Source organism: Alistipes sp., from assembly GCF_048465635.1.
GTDB lineage: Bacteria > Bacteroidota > Bacteroidia > Bacteroidales > Rikenellaceae > Alistipes.
In genome coordinates this window covers 233,401-254,044 of sequence record NZ_DBFWLF010000005.1, presented here as the reverse complement: position 1 = coordinate 254,044, position 20,644 = coordinate 233,401, and the positions used below count along the sequence as shown (strand labels likewise).

Here is a 20,644-nt window from a genome sequence, read left to right as displayed (position 1 = left end):
ATAGTCGTGTGTTATTTGATGCGTATCTGTTCGCCCTCGGCGAGCGTCGCGCCGCGGCGCAGGCGGTTGAGTTTCTCGACCGAACGCATGCGGATGCCGTAGGACTGCCCGACGGCATAGACCGTCTCGCCCGCGCGGCAGATGTGGTGGCGGGCGTTGCCCTCCCAGCGCTTCTTCTTACGCTCGATGTAGACCACTTCGCCGGTCATCGGCTGGGCTTTCCTGTCTTTCAGGTCGTTGAACTTGCGCAAATTGCGCGCCGAGACGCGGAACTGGCGGCCGATATGTTCGTAGGTGTCTCCCTCGCGGGCCAGCACGTAGTGCACGCCGTTGGTCGCGTAGACGTTGTAACCGTTGTGGGCGTTGATCGTCACGCGGTAGTTGTCCGGATCGACCGTCGCGCCCGCCTCGGCGATGGTCGCCTGGTCGGTGAACCACCCCTCGGGGTCGGTGGCCTTGCGCCCCATGCGCGAGGCGTAGAGCCGCATGCCGTCGGGACGGTCCAGCAGGTAGAGTTCATTCTCCTCGATGATGCGCACCAGCCGCTGCGCATAGTCGGGGGCCGTGGCGTAGCCGGCGGCTTTCAGCCCGCGCGCCCAGCTCCTGTAGTCGGTGGCGGGGTAGGCGAAGAGCGAGTCGTAGCGGGGCTGCGCATCAAGGAACTCCGCGTGGTCGCGGTACGACGCCTCGACCGTGGGGTAGCAACGGAAGCATTCGCCCTTCGCATCGTCGTCGTGGTAGACCTTCTTCCCGGTCCAGTTGCGTTTGCACTTGATGCCGAAGTGGTTGTTCGACTGCATGGAAAGCGGGCTGTTGCCGCAGTCCGATTCGAGGATGCCCTGCGCCAGGGTGATGCTCGCCGGGATGCCGTACCGCTCCATGTGGTCCACGGCGATCGATTTGTAGCGGTCGATATACTCTTCGCGCGTCTGCCGGATCTGCCCCCGTGCCGCGAGACAAAGCACGCAGAGGATCGCGGCCGCGCCTATTGCTTTTTTTGAAATATTCATTATCTTTGTTTCGACTTTACGGACAAAGATACGTTATTCCCGCGAAAATAACAATACGAACGCATAACCCTTACACTATGTTTACCGAAAACGCAAACCGGATATTCGACCGGGCCATCGCCGACTACCACCGCTGGGACGATGTGGACCACGCGATCGACAACCCCTATGAGGCGGGTTCGCTCGACCATCTGCTCTACCACAAGAACTGGATCGACACGGTGCAGTGGCATCTGGAGGACATCATCCGCGACCCGGCGATCGACCCCGCCGAAGCGCTGAAAATCAAGCGCCGCATCGACCGCTCGAATCAGGAGCGTACGGACATGGTCGAGTACGTCGACTCCTACCTGCTGGACAAGTACAAGGGGGTGACTCCGGCGCCCGATGCGCGGCTGAACACCGAGACCCCGGCCTGGGCGATCGACCGTCTGTCGATCCTGGCGCTGAAGATCTACCACATGGCCCGCGAGACGGAGCGCACGGATGTCGGCGGGGAGCACCTCGCGGCGTGCCGCAGGAAGCTCGACGTGCTGCTCGCGCAGCAGCAGGACCTGTCGCGCGCCATCGAGGAGCTGATCGAGGACATCGAGGCGGGCCGCAAGTACATGAAGACCTATAAACAGATGAAGATGTACAACGACCCGGCCCTCAATCCGGTGCTCTATGGGCAGAAAAAATAACGGCAGCGCGCGCCCTGCCGGCAGAGGACCGCTTGCTGCGGAGCCGGATGGAGCGCGCGTGCCGCAGGCCGGCGCGGACTCGGACGCGAAAGCGGGTCGGACAGCCGGAGAGAACCCGAGCGTGGACCCGGGTCGGCCGGACGGAGGCGGACAGGACGGTAGGCCGACCGGAATGACACCGGACGCGAAAGCGGATCGGTCGGTCGGAACGGTTCCGGACATGAAAGCGGAGCCGTACGACACCGGGAAGCGGCTGCCGCGTCATCTGCTGGTCGTACGCAACTCGGCGATGGGCGACGTGGCGATGCTGCCGCACGCGCTGCGGGCGCTGACGGCGGCCTATCCCGACCTGCACGTCACCGTCGCCACGCAGCCGCACTTCAAGCCCTTCTTCGCGGGGCTTCGGGTCGATTTTCTCGATGTGGACCTCAAAGGCGCGCACCATTCGCTGGCGGGGATGTTGCGTCTGGCCGCCGAAGCCCGGCGGTTGGGCGTGGATGCTGTGGCCGACGTGCACGGGGTGATGCGCTCCCAGGCGTTCTCGCTCTCGATGCGGCTGCACGGGATTCCCGTGGCGCGGATTCGCAAGGGACGCGCCGAAAAAAGCCGCTTTATCCGCCGCGGCGGCCGGGGAATGGCGCCGCTGCGGCCCACCGTGCTGCGATACTGCGACGTTTTCCGGCGGCTGGGCTTCGTATTCGACGATCCGCAGCCCGTCCTGCCGCAGAAGCGGCCGAACCCGATGGGGGAGAAGCACGGCGTTTGGGTCGGCTTCGCACCCTTCTCGGCCCATGCGGGCAAGACCTACCCCGAGGCGTTGAGCCGCGAGGCGGTCGCGCTGCTGGCGGAACGTTGCGAACGCGTCTTTATCCACGGCGGCGGGGGACGCGAGGCCGAGTTCGCGCAGGAGATGGAGCGCATGCACCCCAATGTGACGGCGCTTTATGGCCGGGTGCGTTTCGCGGGCGAGATGGATCTGGTGGCCAATCTCGACTGCGTGGTTTCGATGGATTCGCTGGTCATGCACCTGGCGGCGCTGGTGGGAACCCCCGTGGTCTCGGTCTGGGGCGCGACGCATCCCGGACTGGGATTCCTGGGGTGGGGATGCGATCCGGCGAATGTATTGCAGGCCGATTTGCCTTGCCGGCCCTGCTCGGTCTACGGCAGCAAACCCTGTAAGTTTGGGGACTACCGCTGCCTGTGGGCCATAACCCCCCGCATGATCGCCGACCGGGTCGCCGCCGTGGCGGAATGTCGCCCGGACCGGGGAGCGGAATAAAATTAGTGTGAGTGCATGACCGATAACCCGCTGACGAGTGTCGAATCTACGCGGTAGCTGGCCGCGTAATCAGATAGAATTAATACTTTCCTCTTCAGTCTTGCGGCTCCGAGGAGCCGCGCGGGCCGCAGCCTCCGGTAGCGGAGGCCCGCTTAGCGCGTGTCCTCCGCAGGCTGCGTCCTATTTATTCTGCAGGTTCGTGTCCAATTTATCGCGTTCGTTTGTCTTGTTTTGCGGTTCGAAGAGCCGGCGGGCCGCAGCCTCCGGCGGCGAAGGCCCGCTTGTCGCGTCTCTCCGCAGGCTGCGTCCGAAAAGGGCAGCTTTCTACTTTAACATTAAGCCTAATCGCTTTGTTTAATCGGTCCGAAGAACCGCGGGCCGCAGCCTCCGTCGGCAGAGAGCCGCTTGTCGCGTGCCCCGCAGACAGCGGCGCAGCATTTGATTCCGGTCCACCCCTCCTATCTCAGGCTTCCTAATATAAAAAGCCCCCGCAGTTGCGGAGGCTTTCCTGTGAAAATCGCAGCCGTAACAATTACATATTGGCCTGCTGGGTGTAGACGACCTCCGTGCCCTCGATCGCAAGGGTCCAGACGCCCTCGGCGTTCTTTGCCAGAATGCCTGTCTGGGTGAATGCGATGGGTTCGCCCGAGCCTTCGCTTTCGCCCTTGAGGATGATCTTGTCGGCTTCGCCCGAAAGCTCCCACGAGGTGTAGCGGAGCGTGGCCATGTTGATCGACTCGGCGGCGCCCTCGATCTCGATCTCGACGCCCATGACGGCTTCGGGGTCGTTCGGATCGGGCATCGTCCATCTGCCGACCGCTTGGGCGTAGGTGGCATCAGTGGCGACCTTTGTGGCGGGCATGACATCTTTCAGGCAGCCTTTGTAGTCCACGACCACCGGAGCACCCAGCAGCAGCCCGTTGGCCTGGGCCATGTCGGCGTTCTCGGTGGTGAAGGTGATGGTTTTGTCCTCCGCATCGGCTTTCACCGTTACGGTGTTCATCGTGGCGTCGGTGATGACGCCCGTGAAGGTTTTCGGCTCGTTCGAGCAGCAGGCGGCCAGCCCGACCAAAGCGGCGGCTGAAACCAGGATTCGAATGTTTTTCATGTCAGTTATTTTTAAGGGATGATTTTTTCTCATGGATATAGCGGTCGATAGCCTGTGCTGCGGTCCGTCCCGCCCCCATGGCCAGAATGACGGTGGCCGCCCCGGTCACGGCGTCTCCGCCGGCGAAAACGCCCTCGCGCGTGGTGGCGCCCGCTTCGTCTGCGGTGAGGCAGCCCCTCCGGTCGGTCTCCAGCCCGGCGGTCGTAGCGGCCAGCAGCGGATTGGGCGAGGTTCCCAGCGCCATGATGACCACGTCGCAGGCGATCTCGAACTCCGATCCCGCCTTTACCACCGGCGAACGGCGGCCCGAGGCGTCGGGTTCGCCCAGCTCCATCTCCACGCAGCGGATGCCGCGCACCCAGCCGCGCTCGTCGCCCAGCACCTCCACGGGGTTGGTCAGCATGCGGAAGGCGATCCCCTCCTCGCGGGCGTGATGGACCTCTTCGGCGCGCGCCGGAAGCTCCTTTTCCGAACGGCGGTAGACGATCGTCGCCTCCGCACCGAGCCGCTTGGCCGTGCGCACGGCGTCCATCGCCACGTTGCCGCCGCCGACCACCACCACGCGCTGCCCGACGTAGATCGGCGTGTCGTAGCGCTCGTCGTAGGCGTGCATCAGGTTGGTGCGCGTCAGAAATTCGTTGGCCGAGACCACACCGTTGAGGTTCTCGCCCGGGATGCCCATGAAGCGGGGCAGGCCCGCGCCCGAACCGATGAACACGGCGTCGAAGCCCTCTTCGCCGAGCAGCGAGTCGACGGTCACGGTGCGGCCCACGATCACGTCGGTCTCGATCTCCACGCCCAGCTGTTTCACGGCCTCGATCTCGCGCGCCACGATGCGCTCCTTGGGCAGACGGAATTCGGGAATGCCGTAGACCAGCACCCCGCCCACCTGGTGCAGCGCCTCGAAAATCTTCACGCCGTAACCCATCTTTGCCAGGTCGCTGGCGCACGCCAGCCCTGCGGGGCCGCTGCCGATTACGGCGACCTTGTGCCCGTTGCGGGGCGTTGCGGACGTCTTGGCGCCGTGTTCGATCTTCCAGTCGCCCACGAAGCGTTCCAGCTTGCCGATGGCGACCGGTTCGCCCTTGATGCCGAGGATGCACGCCCCCTCGCACTGGCTCTCCTGCGGGCAGACGCGGCCGCAGACCGACGGCAGCGAGCTGTCCTCGGCGATGATGTCCGCGGCCCGCTGCAGGTCGCCTGCGTGGAGCGCGGCGATGAAGTCGGGGATGCGGATGCCGACGGGGCAGGCCGCTACGCAGCGCGGATTCCTGCACCGAAGACAGCGCGATGCCTCCATCGTGGCCTCCTGCAGGTCGTAGCCGTAGCACACCTCTTCGAAATTGGCGGCGCGCCGTTCGGGGTTTTGTTCGCGTACGGGGACGCGGGGTATCTTGTTCGCCATAATGCGGTCTAATTATTCAGTCTGAGGAAGAACCAGTCGCGCAGCTCTCGACCCAGCGACTGTTCGGTACAATGCAGAAATTCGGTGGTCGAAGTGATCTTTCGGGCGGCTACCTTCCGCATGAATGCGAAGAAACGCTCCTCGCCGATCTGCTCCTCCAGGTCGCAGAGGATGAGCGCCCCTTTCGCGTACAAGGCCCGAAAGGCTTCCGGCGAATCGCGGTCGATGCCCCAAATCGGGCAGGTCGCGGCGGTATCTTCGCGGTAAGCCGCTGCAAGGTCCCGGTAGGCTTCGACGCCCCGGAACCGGCGCACGGACCACATTGTGCTGAACTCGGCGAACGCTTCGTTGAGCCAGTCCTGCCAGCTGTCGGTCGGGGCCTTGTTCCACCAGAAATGCGCCAGCTCGTGCGCAATGCCCCGCTCGAACGATTTGTCGTAACGGCGGCCCATATAGGTGATGAAATTCTTGCGGCTGTATCCGCCTCGCTCGCCGGAGACGGAGACGGAGAATTTCAGGCGGTCGTCGCCGCTGTCGGGGTCGCCGTACAACGTTTTGTAAAAGGCCAGCATCTCCGCGCAGCGGCTCAGGACCGCCTCGGCGTCCGCTTCGGGGAAGTCGGTGTAAACCACCTCGAAGCGGATTCCGTCCCGGTCGAGCGTGCGGTTCTTCAGCTGCGGCGATGCCAGCACCACATTGTCGAAAGATGCCCACGGCTGCGAGATATGCCACGCGTCTTTTTGGCGGGTTACGATCCCCGAGCCGTCGACCCGGTAACCCTCGTCGATGGTGATGTCGATTTCGGTGTGCGCCTGCCCGCTCTCGGGATGGACCGGATACCACGCGGTGTAGAATCCCAATTCGATCCACGCATCGTCGAATGCGCGGGCGGGACCCTGGATACCGCTCATATCGCATCGGTACTCCACGTCGATGCGGTTTTTTCCGCTGCCCGGGCGCGGATTGGCCAGCTGCAAGGAGCGTCCGTCGGGAATAAAGAGGACCGGGGCGGGGGCGAGCGTGTCGAAACGGTAGGTTACCGGACACCCTTCATGGCTGACCGAGCGGATGGCGGTGCGTCCCCACAGGACGAGGCCGATCGTGTCGCACCCCTTGAAATCGATCTCCAGCGAGCCGCTGACCGTGGCCGTGCGGGCTGCGATGTCGAGCGCGAGGCGCAGGTCGTAACGGAGCACCTCGGGCGTGGCGGTCCCGTCTGCGCTATGGGCGTTCAGGATGCCCGATAGCAGCGTGCCGACAAGCAGAAGCAGCTTCTTCATCGCTGTTTGTCCAGTCCGATTCTACACACGTGTCCGGCCTCTCGCTCGGCGGCGATGGCCGCGCGGCGCTGCTCCTCCGAGCGGTACATGCCCTGCCGGCGCATCGCTTCGTCGAAGTCGACCTCGTGCGCGTCGAATTCGGGACCATCGACGCAGGTGAAGCGGGTCCGGCCCCCGACCGTGACGCGGCACGCGCCGCACATGCCCGTGCCGTCGACCATCAGGGCGTTGAGCGACACGGTGGTTTTCAGACCGTATTTCTTCGTGGTCAGCGCCACGAATTTCATCATGATCATCGGGCCGATGGCCACCACCTCGTCGTAGTGATTTCCCTGGGCGATCAGCTGCTCCATCAACTGCGTGACCAGCCCTCGGAACCCCTCCGAACCGTCGTCGGTGGCGATATGGAGGTTGCCCGCCACAGCACGCATCGCATCGGTGTAGATCAGCATGTCGCGCGTCTTGGCCCCGACGATCACGTCGGCGCGTACGCCGTGCTCGGCGAGCCACTTGACCTGCGGATAGACCGGGGCCGTGCCCACGCCGCCGCCGATAAAGAGGTAGCGGCGCTTTGCGAGCTGTTCCGAGGGCAGGTTGACAAATTCGGAGGGCCGGCCCAGCGGTCCGGCCACGTCGACGAGCCGGTCGCCCGCCTCCAGCGCACAGATTTTGCGCGTCGAGACGCCGATGGCCTGCGTGACGATCGTCACGCTGCCCTCCATAGCGTCATAGTCGGCGATGGTGAGCGGGATGCGTTCGCCGCACTCCGAGGCGCGGACGATGACGAACTGTCCCGGCAGCGCCGCACGCGCCACGCGCGGAGCGAGGACCTTCATCAGATAGATGCCTTCGGCGAGGCGTCTCTTTTCCAGGATGGGATACATATCTTTCGTTTCTTCTTTTCGTTTGGGCGCATGCCTCCGGGTCTTGCCCTGCGGCGTCACTCTTCGACGATCGCCGTCACCCGCAGCCGCCGCATCGGACGCGCGGGGTCGTTCATGACGATCATCAGCCGGTCGGTCAGCACGCCGTACTCCTGTTTCGACGGGTCGAGCGACACGGAGAACGTCCGGCTGTCGCCCGGTGCGATGCGCTCTCCGGCCGTGAGCGTCGTTGCGATGCGTCCGTCGCTCTCCACCGCGCGGACGATCAGCTCGCCCGAACCCGTGTTCGAGATGGTGAACGGCCGTCGCACGACGGGCCCCCGTCGTTTGACTGCCCCAAATTTAAGGATATTTTCGGATAGTTGTGCTTCGGGCCGCTTTTTTCCGCTCGTCGCCGGGTTGTCGACCGCGATGCCGTGCGCCATGAGCAGCGTGCCGTTGCTCCGCCCGTCGACCGCGATCTCGAACGTGTCGTTGAGCGTGCCGTAGCGGGGATGCTCTTCCGGGATGAAGTAGGCGAGGGCGATCTCGCCCTGCTCGCCGGGGGCGATCCGCTGCGGGTAGTCGATCTCCAGCGCGCCGCTGGTCGTTTGGGGGCGCAGTTCGAGTGCGAGGGGCCGGTCGGAGGTGTTGACGTAGCCGACGGAGCCTTGCACGCGCCTGCCCTGATAGATGTAGGAGAAGGCGCTGAGCGAGGTATTCAGCCAGAGGCCGCCGCCCGCGTCGGTCGGATAAAGCTCCTCCGTGCTCCGTTGGCGCGGGGTGACGCTGCCCCGGATGGTGAGCGTGGCGATCTTTTCGCGGTCGGAGGAGTAGACGCCCAGCTCCTTGACGAACGTGCCGGGCCGGTTCGCGGGGTCGAAGGTGACGGTGATCCGCGTCCGGTCGCCCGCGAGGATGGGTTTGCGCGTGAAATGGGGAACCGTGCAGCCGCACGAGGTCACCACGTCGAGGATGACCAGCGGCTTGTCTCCCCGATTGACGCCCGTGAAGGTGTGGCTGACGCGGCCGCCGTCCTCGCGGATCGTGCCGAAATCCCAGGAGGCGTCGTCGAAGCGGAGCTGCGCCCGCGCCGGAACGATCGTAAGGCCCAGCAGCAAGAGAATGAGCAGGGTATGTTTGCAGCGTATCATGTCGAACGGTGTGGTGTGACAGGCAAAGGTACATTTTTTACGAAAAAATCGTGCAATTATTTTGCGGGAATGATTTTTTGTCCTATATTTGCACTCCGAAACGGTTGGAATACCGGATCGTATGCCTGAATAGCTCAGTTGGTTAGAGCACATGACTGTTAATCATGGGGTCCTAGGTTCAAGTCCTTGTTCAGGCGCAGATGCGCGAGGGTTGCGTAAGGTTCTTTCAAGTTCGCTTTATTGCAAGGTAAAGAGTGCGTGCCGAAAAATTTTCCGGGAAAATTTGGAGTTCGCAAAAATTGAATTACCTTTGCAGTCCCAAGCCATTCACCAAGGGAGCTTAGCTCAGCTGGTTCAGAGCGTCTGCCTTACAAGCAGAGGGTCGGGGGTTCGAATCCCTCAGCTCCCACAGGTCGAAACCATCCCAACAGGATGGTTTTTTTATGCAGGGAGCATAGCTCAGTTGGTTTAGAGCGCCTGCTCGACAAGCAGGAGGTCTGCGGTTCAAATCCGCATGTTCCCACAAAGCAGCCTTTCGGATACGTTCCGGAAGGCTTTTTTGTTCGGGGCGGAGGGTTGCTCGAGCTGCGTCCAATGAATAAAGAGCGCTTGCCCCGGAGGGGACGAGGCGAACCGAGGAATTCGCTCCGGATCGGCTTATCCTTTTTCCGGCGGTGCGGATGCCGATGAATTTCGATATATAGATAGGATAGCCAATAGCAAGAGAAAGCGGCCGATCGGTCGCTTTCTCTTGCTATTGGAGCCATCAGTCGGCAGAGGCGCTACTGCTTCCCCTCTCCGCGCAACCTGCCGCGCAGGGCGAAGCGGACCATGAAGTAGTTGACCGGGAAGGCCACCACGAAGACGCACAAGGGCGCATAGAGTTTCGGTACGCCGATCCAGAGCCAGAGGTTGAGCAGCACCAGTTCGTTGAAGAGGTTCACCAAGTGGGCCGTCAGAAATTTTCCGGCGCGGACCCAGGTGGGTTTCGTGCCGAACGTGAAGTAGTTGGAGAGGAAAAAGTTGCAGACGATGCTGACGCAGAACGCGCCGATGTAGGCCAGCGTGGGGATGTAGGCGGCCGTCAGGCCCAGCGTCTCGCAGCGGCTGACGATCAGCACGTAGGTCACGTAGTTGATGGCCGTGGCGATGCCGCCGACGGCTGCGAAGCGCACGAACGAGTTTTCGTAGAGCGTGCGGATGAGCGTGATGAGCCGGTCGATCAACCTATTCATCGCAGCCGAGGTATTCGCGGGTGGTTGTGAAGCGGCAGCCGCGCGCAACGAGCCAGCCGAGCAGCCGTTCGAACTTGCGCTGCAGCCGCTGTCCCGAGCAGCGGGCCAGGTAGCCCGGCACACCGAACGAGGGATCGGCGAGCCGTTCGGAGAACTCCCACGGATGGAAGTAGAGGTTCAGGTGGCCGTCGCGCCGCAGCGCGCTGGCGGCGAAAAAGCGGTAGAGCGGCAGCGGGAAGACGTGCAGGGCGATCCAGAACAGCGGCACGCGCAGCGGCCACGCCACCGACGTGGGATAGATCTTCAGCCCGCCCTCGAGCGACACTCCGCGCGGCCGGAGCAGGTTGTTGTAGCGGCCCGGAATCCACGTGGGGTTGATCGAGGAGTTGTAGCGGTAGCCCGCCGCTTCGAGCGCGTCGGAGGGGGCCACGGCCAGCCGCGGAGCGCGGTAGCCGACGACGGTTCGCCCGGACAGCTCTTCGAGCAGGCGTTTGCTGCCGACGGGGTCCGATCCGGCGGTCTGCGCATGGTAGTAGTCGTGCGAGGCCAGCTCGTGGCCCGCGGCCACGATGCGCCGGATGGTCTGGGGACGGTGCGCGGCGAAGTTGGCCGTGGTGTAGAACGTGGCCCGCAGCTGCAGGCGGTCCAGGAGGTCCAGCAGAAAGTCGAGGCCCTCGGACGAGACGGCCAGCTGCGTGTCGAAGTCGATCTCGCGGCCCCGTTCGAGCGGGAAATCGAACTCTTCGACGTCGAAACCCAAAGTTACGGTCATAGGCGGCATGCGATTCGGAAAAAGTTTTTCAATTCACGGACGAGCACCTTGCCCGGCATCTTCGACATGACGATGCCCTCGCGCAGCGTGGTTTCGATCTGCTCGATGCGCATGCGCCGGTCGCGCGCGGCGAGCACCACGAATTCGGTGTCGAACAGAAAGTCGTCGATCCGCGTGCGGAGCATCACCTCGCGGGCGCGGGGCGAAAGCCCTTTCAGCCCGCCCTGCGTGTCGGTGTAGCGGATGTTGAGGAAGAGGCGGTTGAGCATCTTCGAGCCGTAGGACATCACCTTGCGCATGGGCGAGAGCTTGGCGTGGTAGCTCCGGTTGCGCACGGCGATCACCACGTCGCACCCGGCCAGCACGCGGTCGATCACCTGCCGCATCGACTCGGGCGCATAGGGCATGTCGATGTCCGTATAGATGGTGTAGGGGGCTTGGGAGCGGGCGATGCCGGCACGGATAGCCGCCCCTTTGCCGCCGTGGGGGATGTCGACGATCTCGGCGTCGGCGATCGTCCGCAGCAGTTCGGCGTGCTCCGCCTCCCCGAAGCCGCGGGGCGAACCGTCGTTGGCCACGATCAGGTGGAGCCGCTGCGCGGGGTACATGGCCCGAAGCTCCTCGAGCGAGCGGTTGAGGCGCTCGATGAAGTCGGGTGCGGGGTTGTAGCAGGGGCACACCACGTCGAGTGTATCGCCCGGTTGCGCCGCACGGGGTGTGTCGGGGTCACTTTCGGCCGCCTGCGGGAAGTCGGCGACGGGGCGCAGGAACGTGAGGTAAGCCATTCTCAGCCACGTGAAGCAGAAGACCCAGACATGGAGCCACAGCGTCCGTGTGACGAAGCGCATGACGGGAACCGGGCAGATGATGTCGATCGGTACGAGCCCCAGCAGCACGAAGTTCGCCCAGAAGAGCACCTTGTCCGTTCGCGTGTGGCGGGGCCGGCTCCAGTACCAGAGGGCGAATCCGGTCAGCGCGATGACGTAGGTGTGTTTCTCGGCCGAGTCGCTGAACAACACCACCCAGCCCATCAGAATACCGAGCGCCTGGGCGCGGAACGCCGCCGTCGTCCACTTGCGGAACGAGGCGAGGAACAGCGCGGCCAGCGTGCCGAGCGAAAGGATCTGCAGCAGGCGGAAGTGGGCGAGCATCCAGTCGGCCAGCGGACGGGCGTAGAAGAGCGAGTCGTAGGTCTTGGCAGCCTGATGCCGCGTCAGCGCGTCCAGCCACTCGCCGTAGTAGGGGAGCAGCCCTTCGGGGGCGATGCGCAGCAGCGGCAGGGCGAAGAGCGCGGCGCCGGCGACGAGGGCGTAAGCGAGATTGCGCCAGAAGCGCGGATAGCAGACCAGCAGCGCCAGCTCGAAGATGCCGTAGATCTTGGTGAAGCCCGAGATCATGATGAGCACCACGGCCCAGAAGCCGCGGCCGCGCTCCAGCAGCGACCAGGCGAAGAGGAAGAGGTAGGCCACCGGAACGTTGTACTGGAACGAAAGCAGGCTTTGGGCCAGAATCGGGAGCGTGAAGAGGAAGATCCGGCACTTCTGCCGCTCCGAGAAGCGCTCGGGAAGCGTGAAAACGGCTAAGTAGAAGAGCGTGTAGTTGAACAGGTTCCAGGCAAAGGGACCCAGCCATCCCGGCAGATGGGCGAACGGGGCGAAGAGCACCGAGAAGGGCGGTGCGTAGAGGAAGAAGCGCACATGCTGCGCCACCCACTCCGGGGTGTAGGGGCTGATGCCGCGCCAGAAGTCGAGCGTCGAATCGGCGAAGATGAGGAAGTTGAGGTGTCGTCCGCGCGCGACCTCCATGAACGTGACCGCGGCGGCGATCAGGAAGCCCAGCAGGTAGAGGTTGCGTTTGCTGGTGAGGAACGACCAATCGAATTTGCGCATGTTCGGGTAGTTGATGGTGGGGCAAAGGTAAGCAAATTCGGCCGAAAAGTAAAACGGGAACCCGTCGAAAGTTCCCGTTTTACTGCAAAATAGGTCCCGAACTACTTCGTCTCCGGCTTTTTCGCACCCCGGCGCCCCATCACCGCGGTGATGATCAGCGGGATAGCCAGGAAGACCACCGTGCCGATCACCACCAGCCATGTGTAGGTCGCGGGGCTGCCCACCGGCAGCTGCGAGGGCGGGAAGAAGGTGACGATGAAGGCGAACAGCACGGCCAGAAATCCGATGCCCGCGACGCCCCACATGCCCGCGTTGCCGCCCGGTATGCGGTAGCTGCGTTCGAGCTGGGGCTGCGTGTAGCGCAGGCGGATGCCCGCGGCGTACATCATCATGTACATGATCAGATAAAGCCCGATGGTCAGGGCGCTGAGCAGGAAGAACGCCACGCTCACGTCGTTCATGAAGATGTAGAACGACGAAAGCAGCGTGACGATGCAGCCCTGAATGATGAGAATGTTGACCTGCACCCCGTTGCGGTTGGTCTTTTGCAGGAAGCAGGGCAGCACGCCCTCCTTGGCCGTCCACAGCAGGCCGCGGCTGGGACCCGAAATCCACGACATGACCCCGGCCAATGCACCGAAGGCCACCAGCAGGCCCATGACGTTGGAGAGCCACCCTACGTGGTAGCGGTCGAAGACGATCTGGAAGGTGGTGAACAGTCCCGACTGGAGGTTGATCTGGTCGTAGGGGGTGATGATTGCCACGGCCAGCGCGCCCAGCGTGAAGAGCGTAAAGGAGATCAGCGCCGCGAGGAACATGGCGCGCGGGAACTGCTTCTGCGGCGTTTTCAGCTCGGGAGCGTGCACGGCGTGCACCTCCACGCCGGCGAAGAGCAGCAGGATGCCCGCCAGAAAGGCGATGTCGCTCATGCCCGAAATGTGGGGAAAGAGCCGCGGGTGGACGTGCTGCATCGCGTCGACGTTGACCACCTGGCTCACCGAGGCCGGAATGTCCTCCAGCGCGATGGGGTTGCCGCCCGCCATCCAGACGATCGCCATCACGATCACGACGATGCCCGGCAGTACCGTGCCGATCAGAAATCCCTTCGAGGTGATGCCCGAGATGGCCGACGTGCCGCGCAGCGTCACGAGCGTCGCGCACCAGTACATGGCGATCGAGAACAGCCCGACGTAGAGTCCGTTCTGCGCCAGCTGCGGCATGCCGATCAGGTAGGCGATCGAGGCGGCGGCGAATCCCAGCACGGTGGGATACCACACGACATTCTGAATCCATTGCAGGAAGATGGCCGTGAACCCCAGGTGGGAGTTGAACGCCTCCTTGACCCAGGTGTAGACGCCGCCGCCGCGGTCGGCGAAGGCGCTGCCCAGCTCCGCGCCCACCAGCGCCGCCGGAACGAGGAAGAGGAACGTGGCGAAGAAGATGTAGAAAAACATGGTAAGCTCTTCCTGCGCCATCATCGGAAGCCCGCGCAGGCTGATGACCGCGGCGGCCGTCATCAGCGCGAGCTGGGTGGTTGTGATGTGCTTGTTTTTAGCCATGACCAAAACTGTTTAGGGTTTTTGCGCTCTGAAACAGTTTTCGTGCCGCGCGGGCCTTCCGCCCGAAAAAACGGCGCTCCGCGACCGTCCCGGATACCTGCCGCGACGTCCCGGGACGGCGAGCGGGGCTGAAAAACGCTCCTCTCCGCTGTACGCTTCGGCGCCGGGCGGCCAAGGCCGACGAAAACGCCGGACGTCCCCAAAGGGATGTCCGGCGTGCCGTTTGGCTGACGAGGGAGAATCAGCGCTTGTCGGTCATCTCCACCACGCCTTCGTACGTGCCGGTAATCTTGTGATTCTTGTCGGTCTTCATATCGAGCACGAAGCGGTAGCCGTCGCCCGCTTTGGAGATGGTGACGGTTCCCGAATTGATGAAGCCGTAGACGGAAAGGCTCTGGTCGTTGCGCTTCTCGCAATAGGTTCCCACGGCCAGCATGTCGTCCATGAACACGGTCTGGTAGCCTGCGGCGTAGGAGCCGGGAGCGCCGTTCGTGGAGAGGTTGTAGACGCCCTCCTGCAGCTTCATCTCTTCCGAGACGGCGGTCGAAAGGTCGAGCGCGACCATATGGCCTGCGCCCAGCAGGTAGTCCGCCCCGTAATCCAGCCCGCCGGGCTGCACGTCGTAGAGGTGGACGATGCAGTTGTCGGCCTGATCGGAATCCGTGTAGTACTTGGCCAATGCACGGATATAGGTGATGTCCGTGACGTCGGCCTCCAGCTCGGGGAGTTTGTCCGGTTCGCTGCCCGACTGGTCGGTGATGACGATGGGACCGGTGTAGGTGGCTTCGAAAGGCTCGTCCGCAGTCGTGGTGAGATTCACCGCGAACGTGAAGGTCGAACCACTCTGCGTGACGGCGATCGTTCCGGCCTTAAATTCGATCTTCGAAAGGTTGCCCTTACCGTCGTTGACCATGCAGTAGGTCTTGTCGGGATGGAACGTCGAAAGGCTCTTCGAGGTGGCGTATTTGTAGTTGCGTGCCGGAAGGGTGATCGAACTGAGATTGGTCGGAATCAGCTGGTAGAGATCGAAGCTCATGGCCATACCGGCATCGAGGGTGCTGTATACGCCGTCCACCTCGACCGCCTGCCCGTCGGCCAGCACGACCGTGTATTCGCCGTAGCTGCTGTCCGCGGGCTTGCCCATGTAGCCGCCGAAAGCCTGCTGCGTAAAGCGTGCGGGGCCGTCGGTTGTCATTTCGAGGGTGGCTACCTCGGAGAGGATGCTGCCGTTGCTGACCGCGGCGGCGATCAGGTAGGTGGTCGATTCGGTCAGCTCTTCGACGGTGATGTCGCCCGATGCGGCGATGGGTTTGCCGTCGCGCAGGATGGCCTCGGCCGCCGGAACGACCGCGTCGGCCGTCTTCTCGAAGCAGACATAAGCGCCCGACTGGGCGTCCGTCAGCTCGGCCGTGAAAGTCAGGGTCGTCTTGGTGACGACGCTGCCGGGCTTGAGCTTGACGACGGGTTGTGCGAGGGTGGTGTGGTCGGCCGTCGAGATCGAACCGTTCACGCTGCCTTTCGAGGCGATGGCGTAGAGACGGTAGGCGGTGTTGGGCGAGAGCTGGTCGACGGTGATGCTTCCGGAAGCGGTTGCGCTCTTTCCCGCGCTCAGAATCTCGGCAGCGGCGGGAGCGGCGGCGGATTTCTCCTTGCAGAGGTAGGTGCACTTGTCCGCATCCCGGAGGGTGAGGGTGAATTGAAGGGTCGAGGCCGTAGCGTTACCGGGAGCGATTGCGACCGTAGGCGCGGGCGGATTTCCCCCCCCCTCGTCCTCGTCGTTGCTGCTGCACGAAGTGGCCAGACCGGAGCATAGCACCGTCAGTGCCATTCCCCACGAAATCAAGGTTTTCGTCATAAATGTGAAATTAGTTTTTTATAAGTGAAGCTGCTAAAAGTAATCATTCCGAATGAAAAAACCAAATTTTTCTTTCCGACGCCCTTTGAGCGTATGCGGGCGGCCCGATCGGAAGAGCTGCATTGCCGAAAAGCGTGATTTCCGCGCGGGAGGCGCGAAGGGACCGGGCGGTCGGACGCAAAAAAGAAACTATTTCGCCCGAACGCTTGCCGATCCGGGCGAATAAAGTATCTTTGCGTCGCTAAGGTTTCCCCCGCGGGGGAATTAAAAGGGAACGCCGTGCGAATCGGCGACAGTTCCCGCTGCTGTGAGTCCCGCCCGTAAAGGGCTGATTGTTGCGGTAATCCGAGCCACTGGTCGACGACCGGGAAGGCGCCGCACAAGGGACGAGTCAGAAGACCTGCCTTGCGCGATCGGGTGTTCGCTCCTGCGGAGAAAGGGAGAACCCGAAGTCGTTGCCGCCGTTTTTCAGGCCGCCATTCGCTTCGGATCATTTTTTCTCGCCGCCGTCCCCGGTCGGACAAACCGCTTGCGGTCGAACGAGGCGTTGTCGTGCCGCCCGTCGGGCTTGTGCCTGCGGGAGGGTCGTTTCGTGGCTGCGGGCTTTTTACAGCTCGAAAGAACCACTTAACGAATAAAAAAATGATGAAGAAAATCCTGATCATGTGTGCCTGGGCTGTGCTCCTGGGCGGATGCAAGAACGATGCGGAGGAGATTCCGGACGAACCGCTCCCCGTCCCTGTGAAACCCGTTTCCCCCGAGCTGCTGCAAAAGGCGGAGGAGGTGAATGCGGGGCTGGTGGCGCTCCGGGAGCTGGCCGAAGCGTTCATGCGCTCCGACGTAAGGTCGGTGGCGGAAGAGGAGCAGGGGGTGCGCCTCGGTATGGGGGACGGTACGCAGCTCACCCTCGCGTGCGAGGCATCGGCGGCAACCCCGCTGATCGGAATGGCGGCGGACGAGGGGTTTTGTTATTGGACGCTCGCCTCTCTGAAAGGGCAGCCCTGGCTCAGAGACGGCTCCGGAGAGCGGATGCCCCTGACGGGACCCGTGCCGGTGACGGGGGTCGACAACGACGGGTTCTGGACCGTGACCATGGATGCCGAAACCGCACCGTGGCGCATCGAGGACGGCGACGGCAATCCCCTCGAAGCGACGACGGCGTGCGGGGCGGCGCAGTTCCGCGGGGTGACCGCGGCCGACGGCCGCGTACGGGTCGCGCTGGCGGACGGCGGGGAACTTTCCGCCCCGCTGGTCAGCGACCTGAGCGCCGGCGGAACGGCCAACTGCTATGTCGTTTCCGCGCCGGGCCGCTACGTGATCCGCGCGACCGTGCGCGGAAACGGGGCGCAGGACGAGGCGGGAGCGTTCGATGCGCAGATCGAAACGACGGACGGCATGACGGCCGACTGGTTATGGACCGATGCCGAAGGGCTGGTCGGCGAGGTCGCGTTCGGCCCTGCGGCCGGAGAGATCGGTTTTACGGTGGGCCAAGGCAAGGGCAACGCGCTGATCGCTTTGATGGAGAACGGCGCAGTGGTCTGGAGCTGGCATATCTGGGTGACCGACCCTCCGCAGACGATGACCTGCGGCAACGGGGCCGTCTTCCAGGACCGCAACCTGGGGGCGGTGGGGACGACGCCCGGCAGTACGGAGGCCTACGGTCTCTACTATCAGTGGGGCCGCAAGGACCCGTTCTACGGCGGCGAAAAGACCGAAACGTCGGCTACGGCGTTCGCGCAGGCACGCGAGCACACGATCCTCAATCCGGCGTATGAGGGGCTGGACTGGTCGTTCAGCAATACCACGGTCACGCCCGGGGAGGCGGCCGCCCATCCGACGACCTTTTATAACGCCAAGGTCGGGACGTCGTCCGACTGGCTGGCGTCGCCCAAAAAGATGCTGTGGGGTGCGAATAAGAGCCTCCACGACCCCTGCCCTCCGGGCTACCGCGTCCCGGAGATCGACGCCTGGTCGGACATGAGTGCGGGCCGCGACTACATCGAGGGTGTCTCGGCGTGGGACGGAACGAATTTCGGCATGACCTACACCTGCGGCGTACAGACTGCGTGGTATCCGGCGCAGGGATACCGCAATTACAGTTCGGGCAGCATCGTCGGCCTGCGGAGTTCGACCGGCGGGTCGGGCGCTTACTGGTCGTCGGACGCCACGGCGGCCAAATCGTGCTACCTCTTCTTCCGCAGCCAGCTTTCGAGCAGCGGTTCGATCAACCCCGAGCTGGACAAGGAGCGCTCCTACGGCTACTCGGTGCGCTGTTGCAGGGAGTAGCGGTTGCATCCGTGGGACGGCGGCAGACCTTTCGGGCCTGCCGCCGTTTTGTTTGTGTGCGTCGGGTCTGCGGCACAAAAAAAACAGCAGGGAATCTCACGATTGCCTGCTGCCCCCGGAGGTTGCCCTCCAAAACTACTAACCCAAACTTAAATAAATGAAGAAACCTCACTGCGGTTGCTGTGCCGCAGCTGTACGGAGAAAGTGCAAAGTGTATGCCAAACCGAAGGCCCGCTCCCGGGAAATCGCACCGCTTTCTCTTTTCGGGTATGTTTGTGTCCGTGCGGAACAGCGCGGCAGAGGCGGGCCGGCTCCGGGGTGAAAATCCGACCTTCCCGGCCGGAACGGTTCCGCGCTCCCGACGAGCGCGGATGAAACCGGGAAAGTTGCAGATTTGCAAAAAATTGCGTATATTACGAGCGTAAATACGGGATGCGCCGCCCGATTCGCTGCCGGCCTGCCCACAACCGCATCGTCTATGAAACAACTCTGGCTACTTCTGTTTTCGATCGCATCGCTTCTGTCGCTGCCCGGACGGGCCGATGCGGCGCCCGTCAAACCCGAAAAGGCCCGTCAGGTGGCGCTCGGCGTTCTTGTCTCCCCGGTCGGTACACGCAGCGGGCAGCCTGCGCTGGAACTGGTGTGGGACGGTGAATCCGCCGCGACCCGCAGCAATGCCGATCCGGCATTCTACGTCTTCAACCGGACCGATGCGTCGGGTTTCGTCATCGTTGCGGGCGATGACGCCGCCGTGCCGCTGCTGGGTTATTCGTCCGAGGGCAAATTCCGCAGGGAGGGGATGCCCGCAAATGTGCAGGCCTGGTTCCGGGCCGTGCGCGAAACGATCCTTACGGCCCGCGAACGCGGACTGCCGCCGCTTCCGGCCTGGCGGAACGCTGCCTCCTCCCGGACCGGGAATGTCGTCCGGCTACTCTCCACGGCACTCTGGAATCAGACCCCTCCGTTCAACGACGATTGCCCGCTCTACCAGGGCCAACGCACGCTGACCGGGTGCGTCGCCACGGCCGCGGCGATCGTGATGCACTACAATCGCTGGCCCGATCACGGCATCGGCGTCGTGCCCGCCTACACCACCAGGACCTACTCGATCCACGTGCCCGAGCGTGTGTTGAAGCCCTACGACTACGACCTGATGCTCGAACGCTACGACAACGGATATACGCCGGCCCAGGCTGCCGAGACGGCCCGTCTGATCGCCGATGCCGGGTCCATATGTTCCATCGATTACGGTTTGGAGGCGACCGGCGCTTATACTTCCGATTTATTGACGGGTTTAATCACCTATATGCGTTACAGCAAGGCGGCTTCGCTCGCCTATAAGGAGTCTTACTCAGATAGGGAGTGGATCGCACTGATGAAACGCGAGGTCGAGGCAAACCGTCCGGTGCTCTACGCGGGCGATAACGGGGAGGCGGGCCACCAGTTCGTGCTCGACGGTTACGATGACCAGGACTACTTCCATTTCAACTGGGGTTGGGGCGGTTATGATAACGGCTGGTTCTATATCGGCGGAGCGGGATTCGAGTTCGTATTCAATCAGTGTGCGATCGTCGACCTGGAGAAGGACCCCGACGGGACCACGACCCGGCTGTCCGATCTGAAATTCTACCCCTATACGAACGAAAAGGGGGTCGAATACCGTGGGCTGACCACCGACGCGCAGACCATCCGACAGAACGTGCCGTTCGAAGTGCTGGCCGGGGCGTACGGCAACTTCGGACCCGATGTGTTCACGGGGACCGTCAAACTGACGGTCTGCGATGCGGCCGGGGAGCTAAAGGAGGACGTAAGCGAGGTCTTTCCGATCGTCGGGCTTCCATCCATGATGATGACGGCGCCTGACGGAACGCTGACCTGCCGGATCACCGGCAGAATCGCGGCGGGAGACCGGATTCGTGCGTTCTACAAGGCGGACGACGAATCCCAGTGGCGGATTCTCAGGCGTTACACGGAGGGGATGCAGGACGAGATTGTGCTTACTCCTCAGATCGACAAAGACTATATTGCCGCCCGGTCGACGTTCGCCTATGACCGTACCGCCCGTAGGATCGTGTTGTCGACCTGCGAAAACGCCGATGTAACGCTGACCGGGCCGAACGGCGCCACGCTCTTCGACGAGCATACGGTCACCGGCAAAGTGGATATTGCCGTTTCAACGTTCGGCAAGGGGATCTGTACGCTCTCGATCGGCGTAGCGGACGCCGAGCCCTTTGCGTTGCAAGTGGTGTTGTAATCATCGAAAAGA

The 20,644-nt window shown here is 63.1% G+C and carries 15 protein-coding genes, 3 tRNA genes and 1 riboswitch; of the genes, 7 read left to right on the top strand and 11 right to left on the bottom strand.

Translation table 11 applies throughout. From position 1 onward, the window contains the following. Positions 1-11 precede the first annotated feature (11 nt). Complete coding sequence (locus tag ACMO9O_RS02055; RefSeq protein WP_418981958.1) at positions 12-1,010, bottom strand: glucosaminidase domain-containing protein; 999 nt, start codon at positions 1,008-1,010, stop codon at positions 12-14. 77 nt (positions 1,011-1,087) lie between these two features. On the opposite strand from ACMO9O_RS02055, the gene ACMO9O_RS02050 reads away from it, so the two are divergent. Beyond that, positions 1,088-1,693: a DUF4254 domain-containing protein gene (locus ACMO9O_RS02050; protein ID WP_418981957.1), complete on the top strand. Its 606-nt coding sequence runs from the start codon at positions 1,088-1,090 to the stop codon at positions 1,691-1,693. Positions 1,694-1,913: 220 nt separating this feature from the next. Beyond that, on the top strand, positions 1,914-2,972 hold the full coding sequence (locus ACMO9O_RS02045; protein ID WP_418981956.1) for a glycosyltransferase family 9 protein: 1,059 nt from the start codon (positions 1,914-1,916) through the stop codon (positions 2,970-2,972). A gap of 532 nt (positions 2,973-3,504) precedes the next feature. On the opposite strand, the gene ACMO9O_RS02040 is transcribed toward ACMO9O_RS02045, so the two are convergent. From ACMO9O_RS02040 to ACMO9O_RS02020, 5 genes are read right to left on the bottom strand one after another with little or no spacing between them, the layout of a single operon-like run. Next, on the bottom strand, positions 3,505-4,080 hold the full coding sequence (locus ACMO9O_RS02040; RefSeq protein WP_418981955.1) for a lipocalin family protein: 576 nt from the start codon (positions 4,078-4,080) through the stop codon (positions 3,505-3,507). A 1-nt stretch (position 4,081) separates the two neighbouring features. Next, positions 4,082-5,485: an NADPH-dependent glutamate synthase gene (gene gltA / locus ACMO9O_RS02035; RefSeq protein WP_418981954.1), complete on the bottom strand. Its 1,404-nt coding sequence runs from the start codon at positions 5,483-5,485 to the stop codon at positions 4,082-4,084. A gap of 8 nt (positions 5,486-5,493) precedes the next feature. Beyond that, positions 5,494-6,765: a M1 family aminopeptidase gene (locus tag ACMO9O_RS02030; protein ID WP_418981953.1), complete on the bottom strand. Its 1,272-nt coding sequence runs from the start codon at positions 6,763-6,765 to the stop codon at positions 5,494-5,496. Next, on the bottom strand, positions 6,762-7,649 hold the full coding sequence (locus tag ACMO9O_RS02025) for a sulfide/dihydroorotate dehydrogenase-like FAD/NAD-binding protein (RefSeq protein ID WP_418981952.1): 888 nt from the start codon (positions 7,647-7,649) through the stop codon (positions 6,762-6,764). The genes ACMO9O_RS02030 and ACMO9O_RS02025 overlap by 4 nt, the downstream gene beginning before the upstream one ends. Before the next feature lie 56 nt (positions 7,650-7,705). Next, a complete protein-coding gene (locus tag ACMO9O_RS02020; RefSeq protein ID WP_418981951.1) occupies positions 7,706-8,782 on the bottom strand; it encodes a DUF1573 domain-containing protein in 1,077 nt (358 codons plus the stop codon). A 123-nt stretch (positions 8,783-8,905) separates the two neighbouring features. Here ACMO9O_RS02020 and ACMO9O_RS02015 point away from each other — a divergent pair. The 3 genes from ACMO9O_RS02015 (at position 8,906) to ACMO9O_RS02005 (ending at position 9,305) form a co-directional block, all read left to right on the top strand. Beyond that, positions 8,906-8,979, top strand: a tRNA-Asn gene (locus tag ACMO9O_RS02015). Between the two features lie 137 nt (positions 8,980-9,116). Beyond that, positions 9,117-9,191, top strand: a tRNA-Val gene (locus tag ACMO9O_RS02010). 39 nt (positions 9,192-9,230) lie between these two features. Continuing rightward, positions 9,231-9,305: transfer RNA gene (locus tag ACMO9O_RS02005), tRNA-Val, on the top strand. Positions 9,306-9,564: 259 nt separating this feature from the next. On the opposite strand, the gene ACMO9O_RS02000 is transcribed toward ACMO9O_RS02005, so the two are convergent. The 5 genes from ACMO9O_RS02000 to ACMO9O_RS01980 form a co-directional block, all read right to left on the bottom strand. Beyond that, the gene (locus tag ACMO9O_RS02000; protein ID WP_418981950.1) at positions 9,565-10,017 is read right to left on the bottom strand and encodes a GtrA family protein; all 453 of its coding nucleotides are present in this window, start codon (positions 10,015-10,017) and stop codon (positions 9,565-9,567) included. After that, positions 10,010-10,789, bottom strand: a complete 780-nt coding sequence (locus tag ACMO9O_RS01995) for a polysaccharide deacetylase family protein (protein ID WP_418981949.1) — start codon at positions 10,787-10,789, stop codon at positions 10,010-10,012. The genes ACMO9O_RS02000 and ACMO9O_RS01995 overlap by 8 nt, the downstream gene beginning before the upstream one ends. Beyond that, complete coding sequence (locus ACMO9O_RS01990; RefSeq protein ID WP_418981948.1) at positions 10,786-12,678, bottom strand: glycosyltransferase 87 family protein; 1,893 nt, start codon at positions 12,676-12,678, stop codon at positions 10,786-10,788. Before ACMO9O_RS01990 ends, ACMO9O_RS01995 begins: the two co-directional genes overlap by 4 nt. Before the next feature lie 101 nt (positions 12,679-12,779). Continuing rightward, the gene (locus tag ACMO9O_RS01985) at positions 12,780-14,237 is read right to left on the bottom strand and encodes an amino acid permease (RefSeq protein ID WP_418981947.1); all 1,458 of its coding nucleotides are present in this window, start codon (positions 14,235-14,237) and stop codon (positions 12,780-12,782) included. 241 nt (positions 14,238-14,478) lie between these two features. Next, the gene (locus ACMO9O_RS01980) at positions 14,479-16,092 is read right to left on the bottom strand and encodes a hypothetical protein (RefSeq protein ID WP_418981946.1); all 1,614 of its coding nucleotides are present in this window, start codon (positions 16,090-16,092) and stop codon (positions 14,479-14,481) included. Positions 16,093-16,319: 227 nt separating this feature from the next. Then, positions 16,320-16,515: riboswitch (cobalamin riboswitch) on the top strand. A 219-nt stretch (positions 16,516-16,734) separates the two neighbouring features. Here ACMO9O_RS01980 and ACMO9O_RS01975 point away from each other — a divergent pair. Then, positions 16,735-18,378 (top strand): PL29 family lyase N-terminal domain-containing protein, encoded by a 1,644-nt coding sequence (locus ACMO9O_RS01975; RefSeq protein ID WP_418981945.1) that lies wholly within the window; start codon positions 16,735-16,737, stop codon positions 18,376-18,378. A gap of 478 nt (positions 18,379-18,856) precedes the next feature. Further along, positions 18,857-20,632, top strand: coding sequence for a C10 family peptidase (locus ACMO9O_RS01970; protein WP_418981944.1), 1,776 nt, complete (start codon positions 18,857-18,859; stop codon positions 20,630-20,632). The last annotated feature ends 12 nt before the right edge of the window (positions 20,633-20,644 follow it).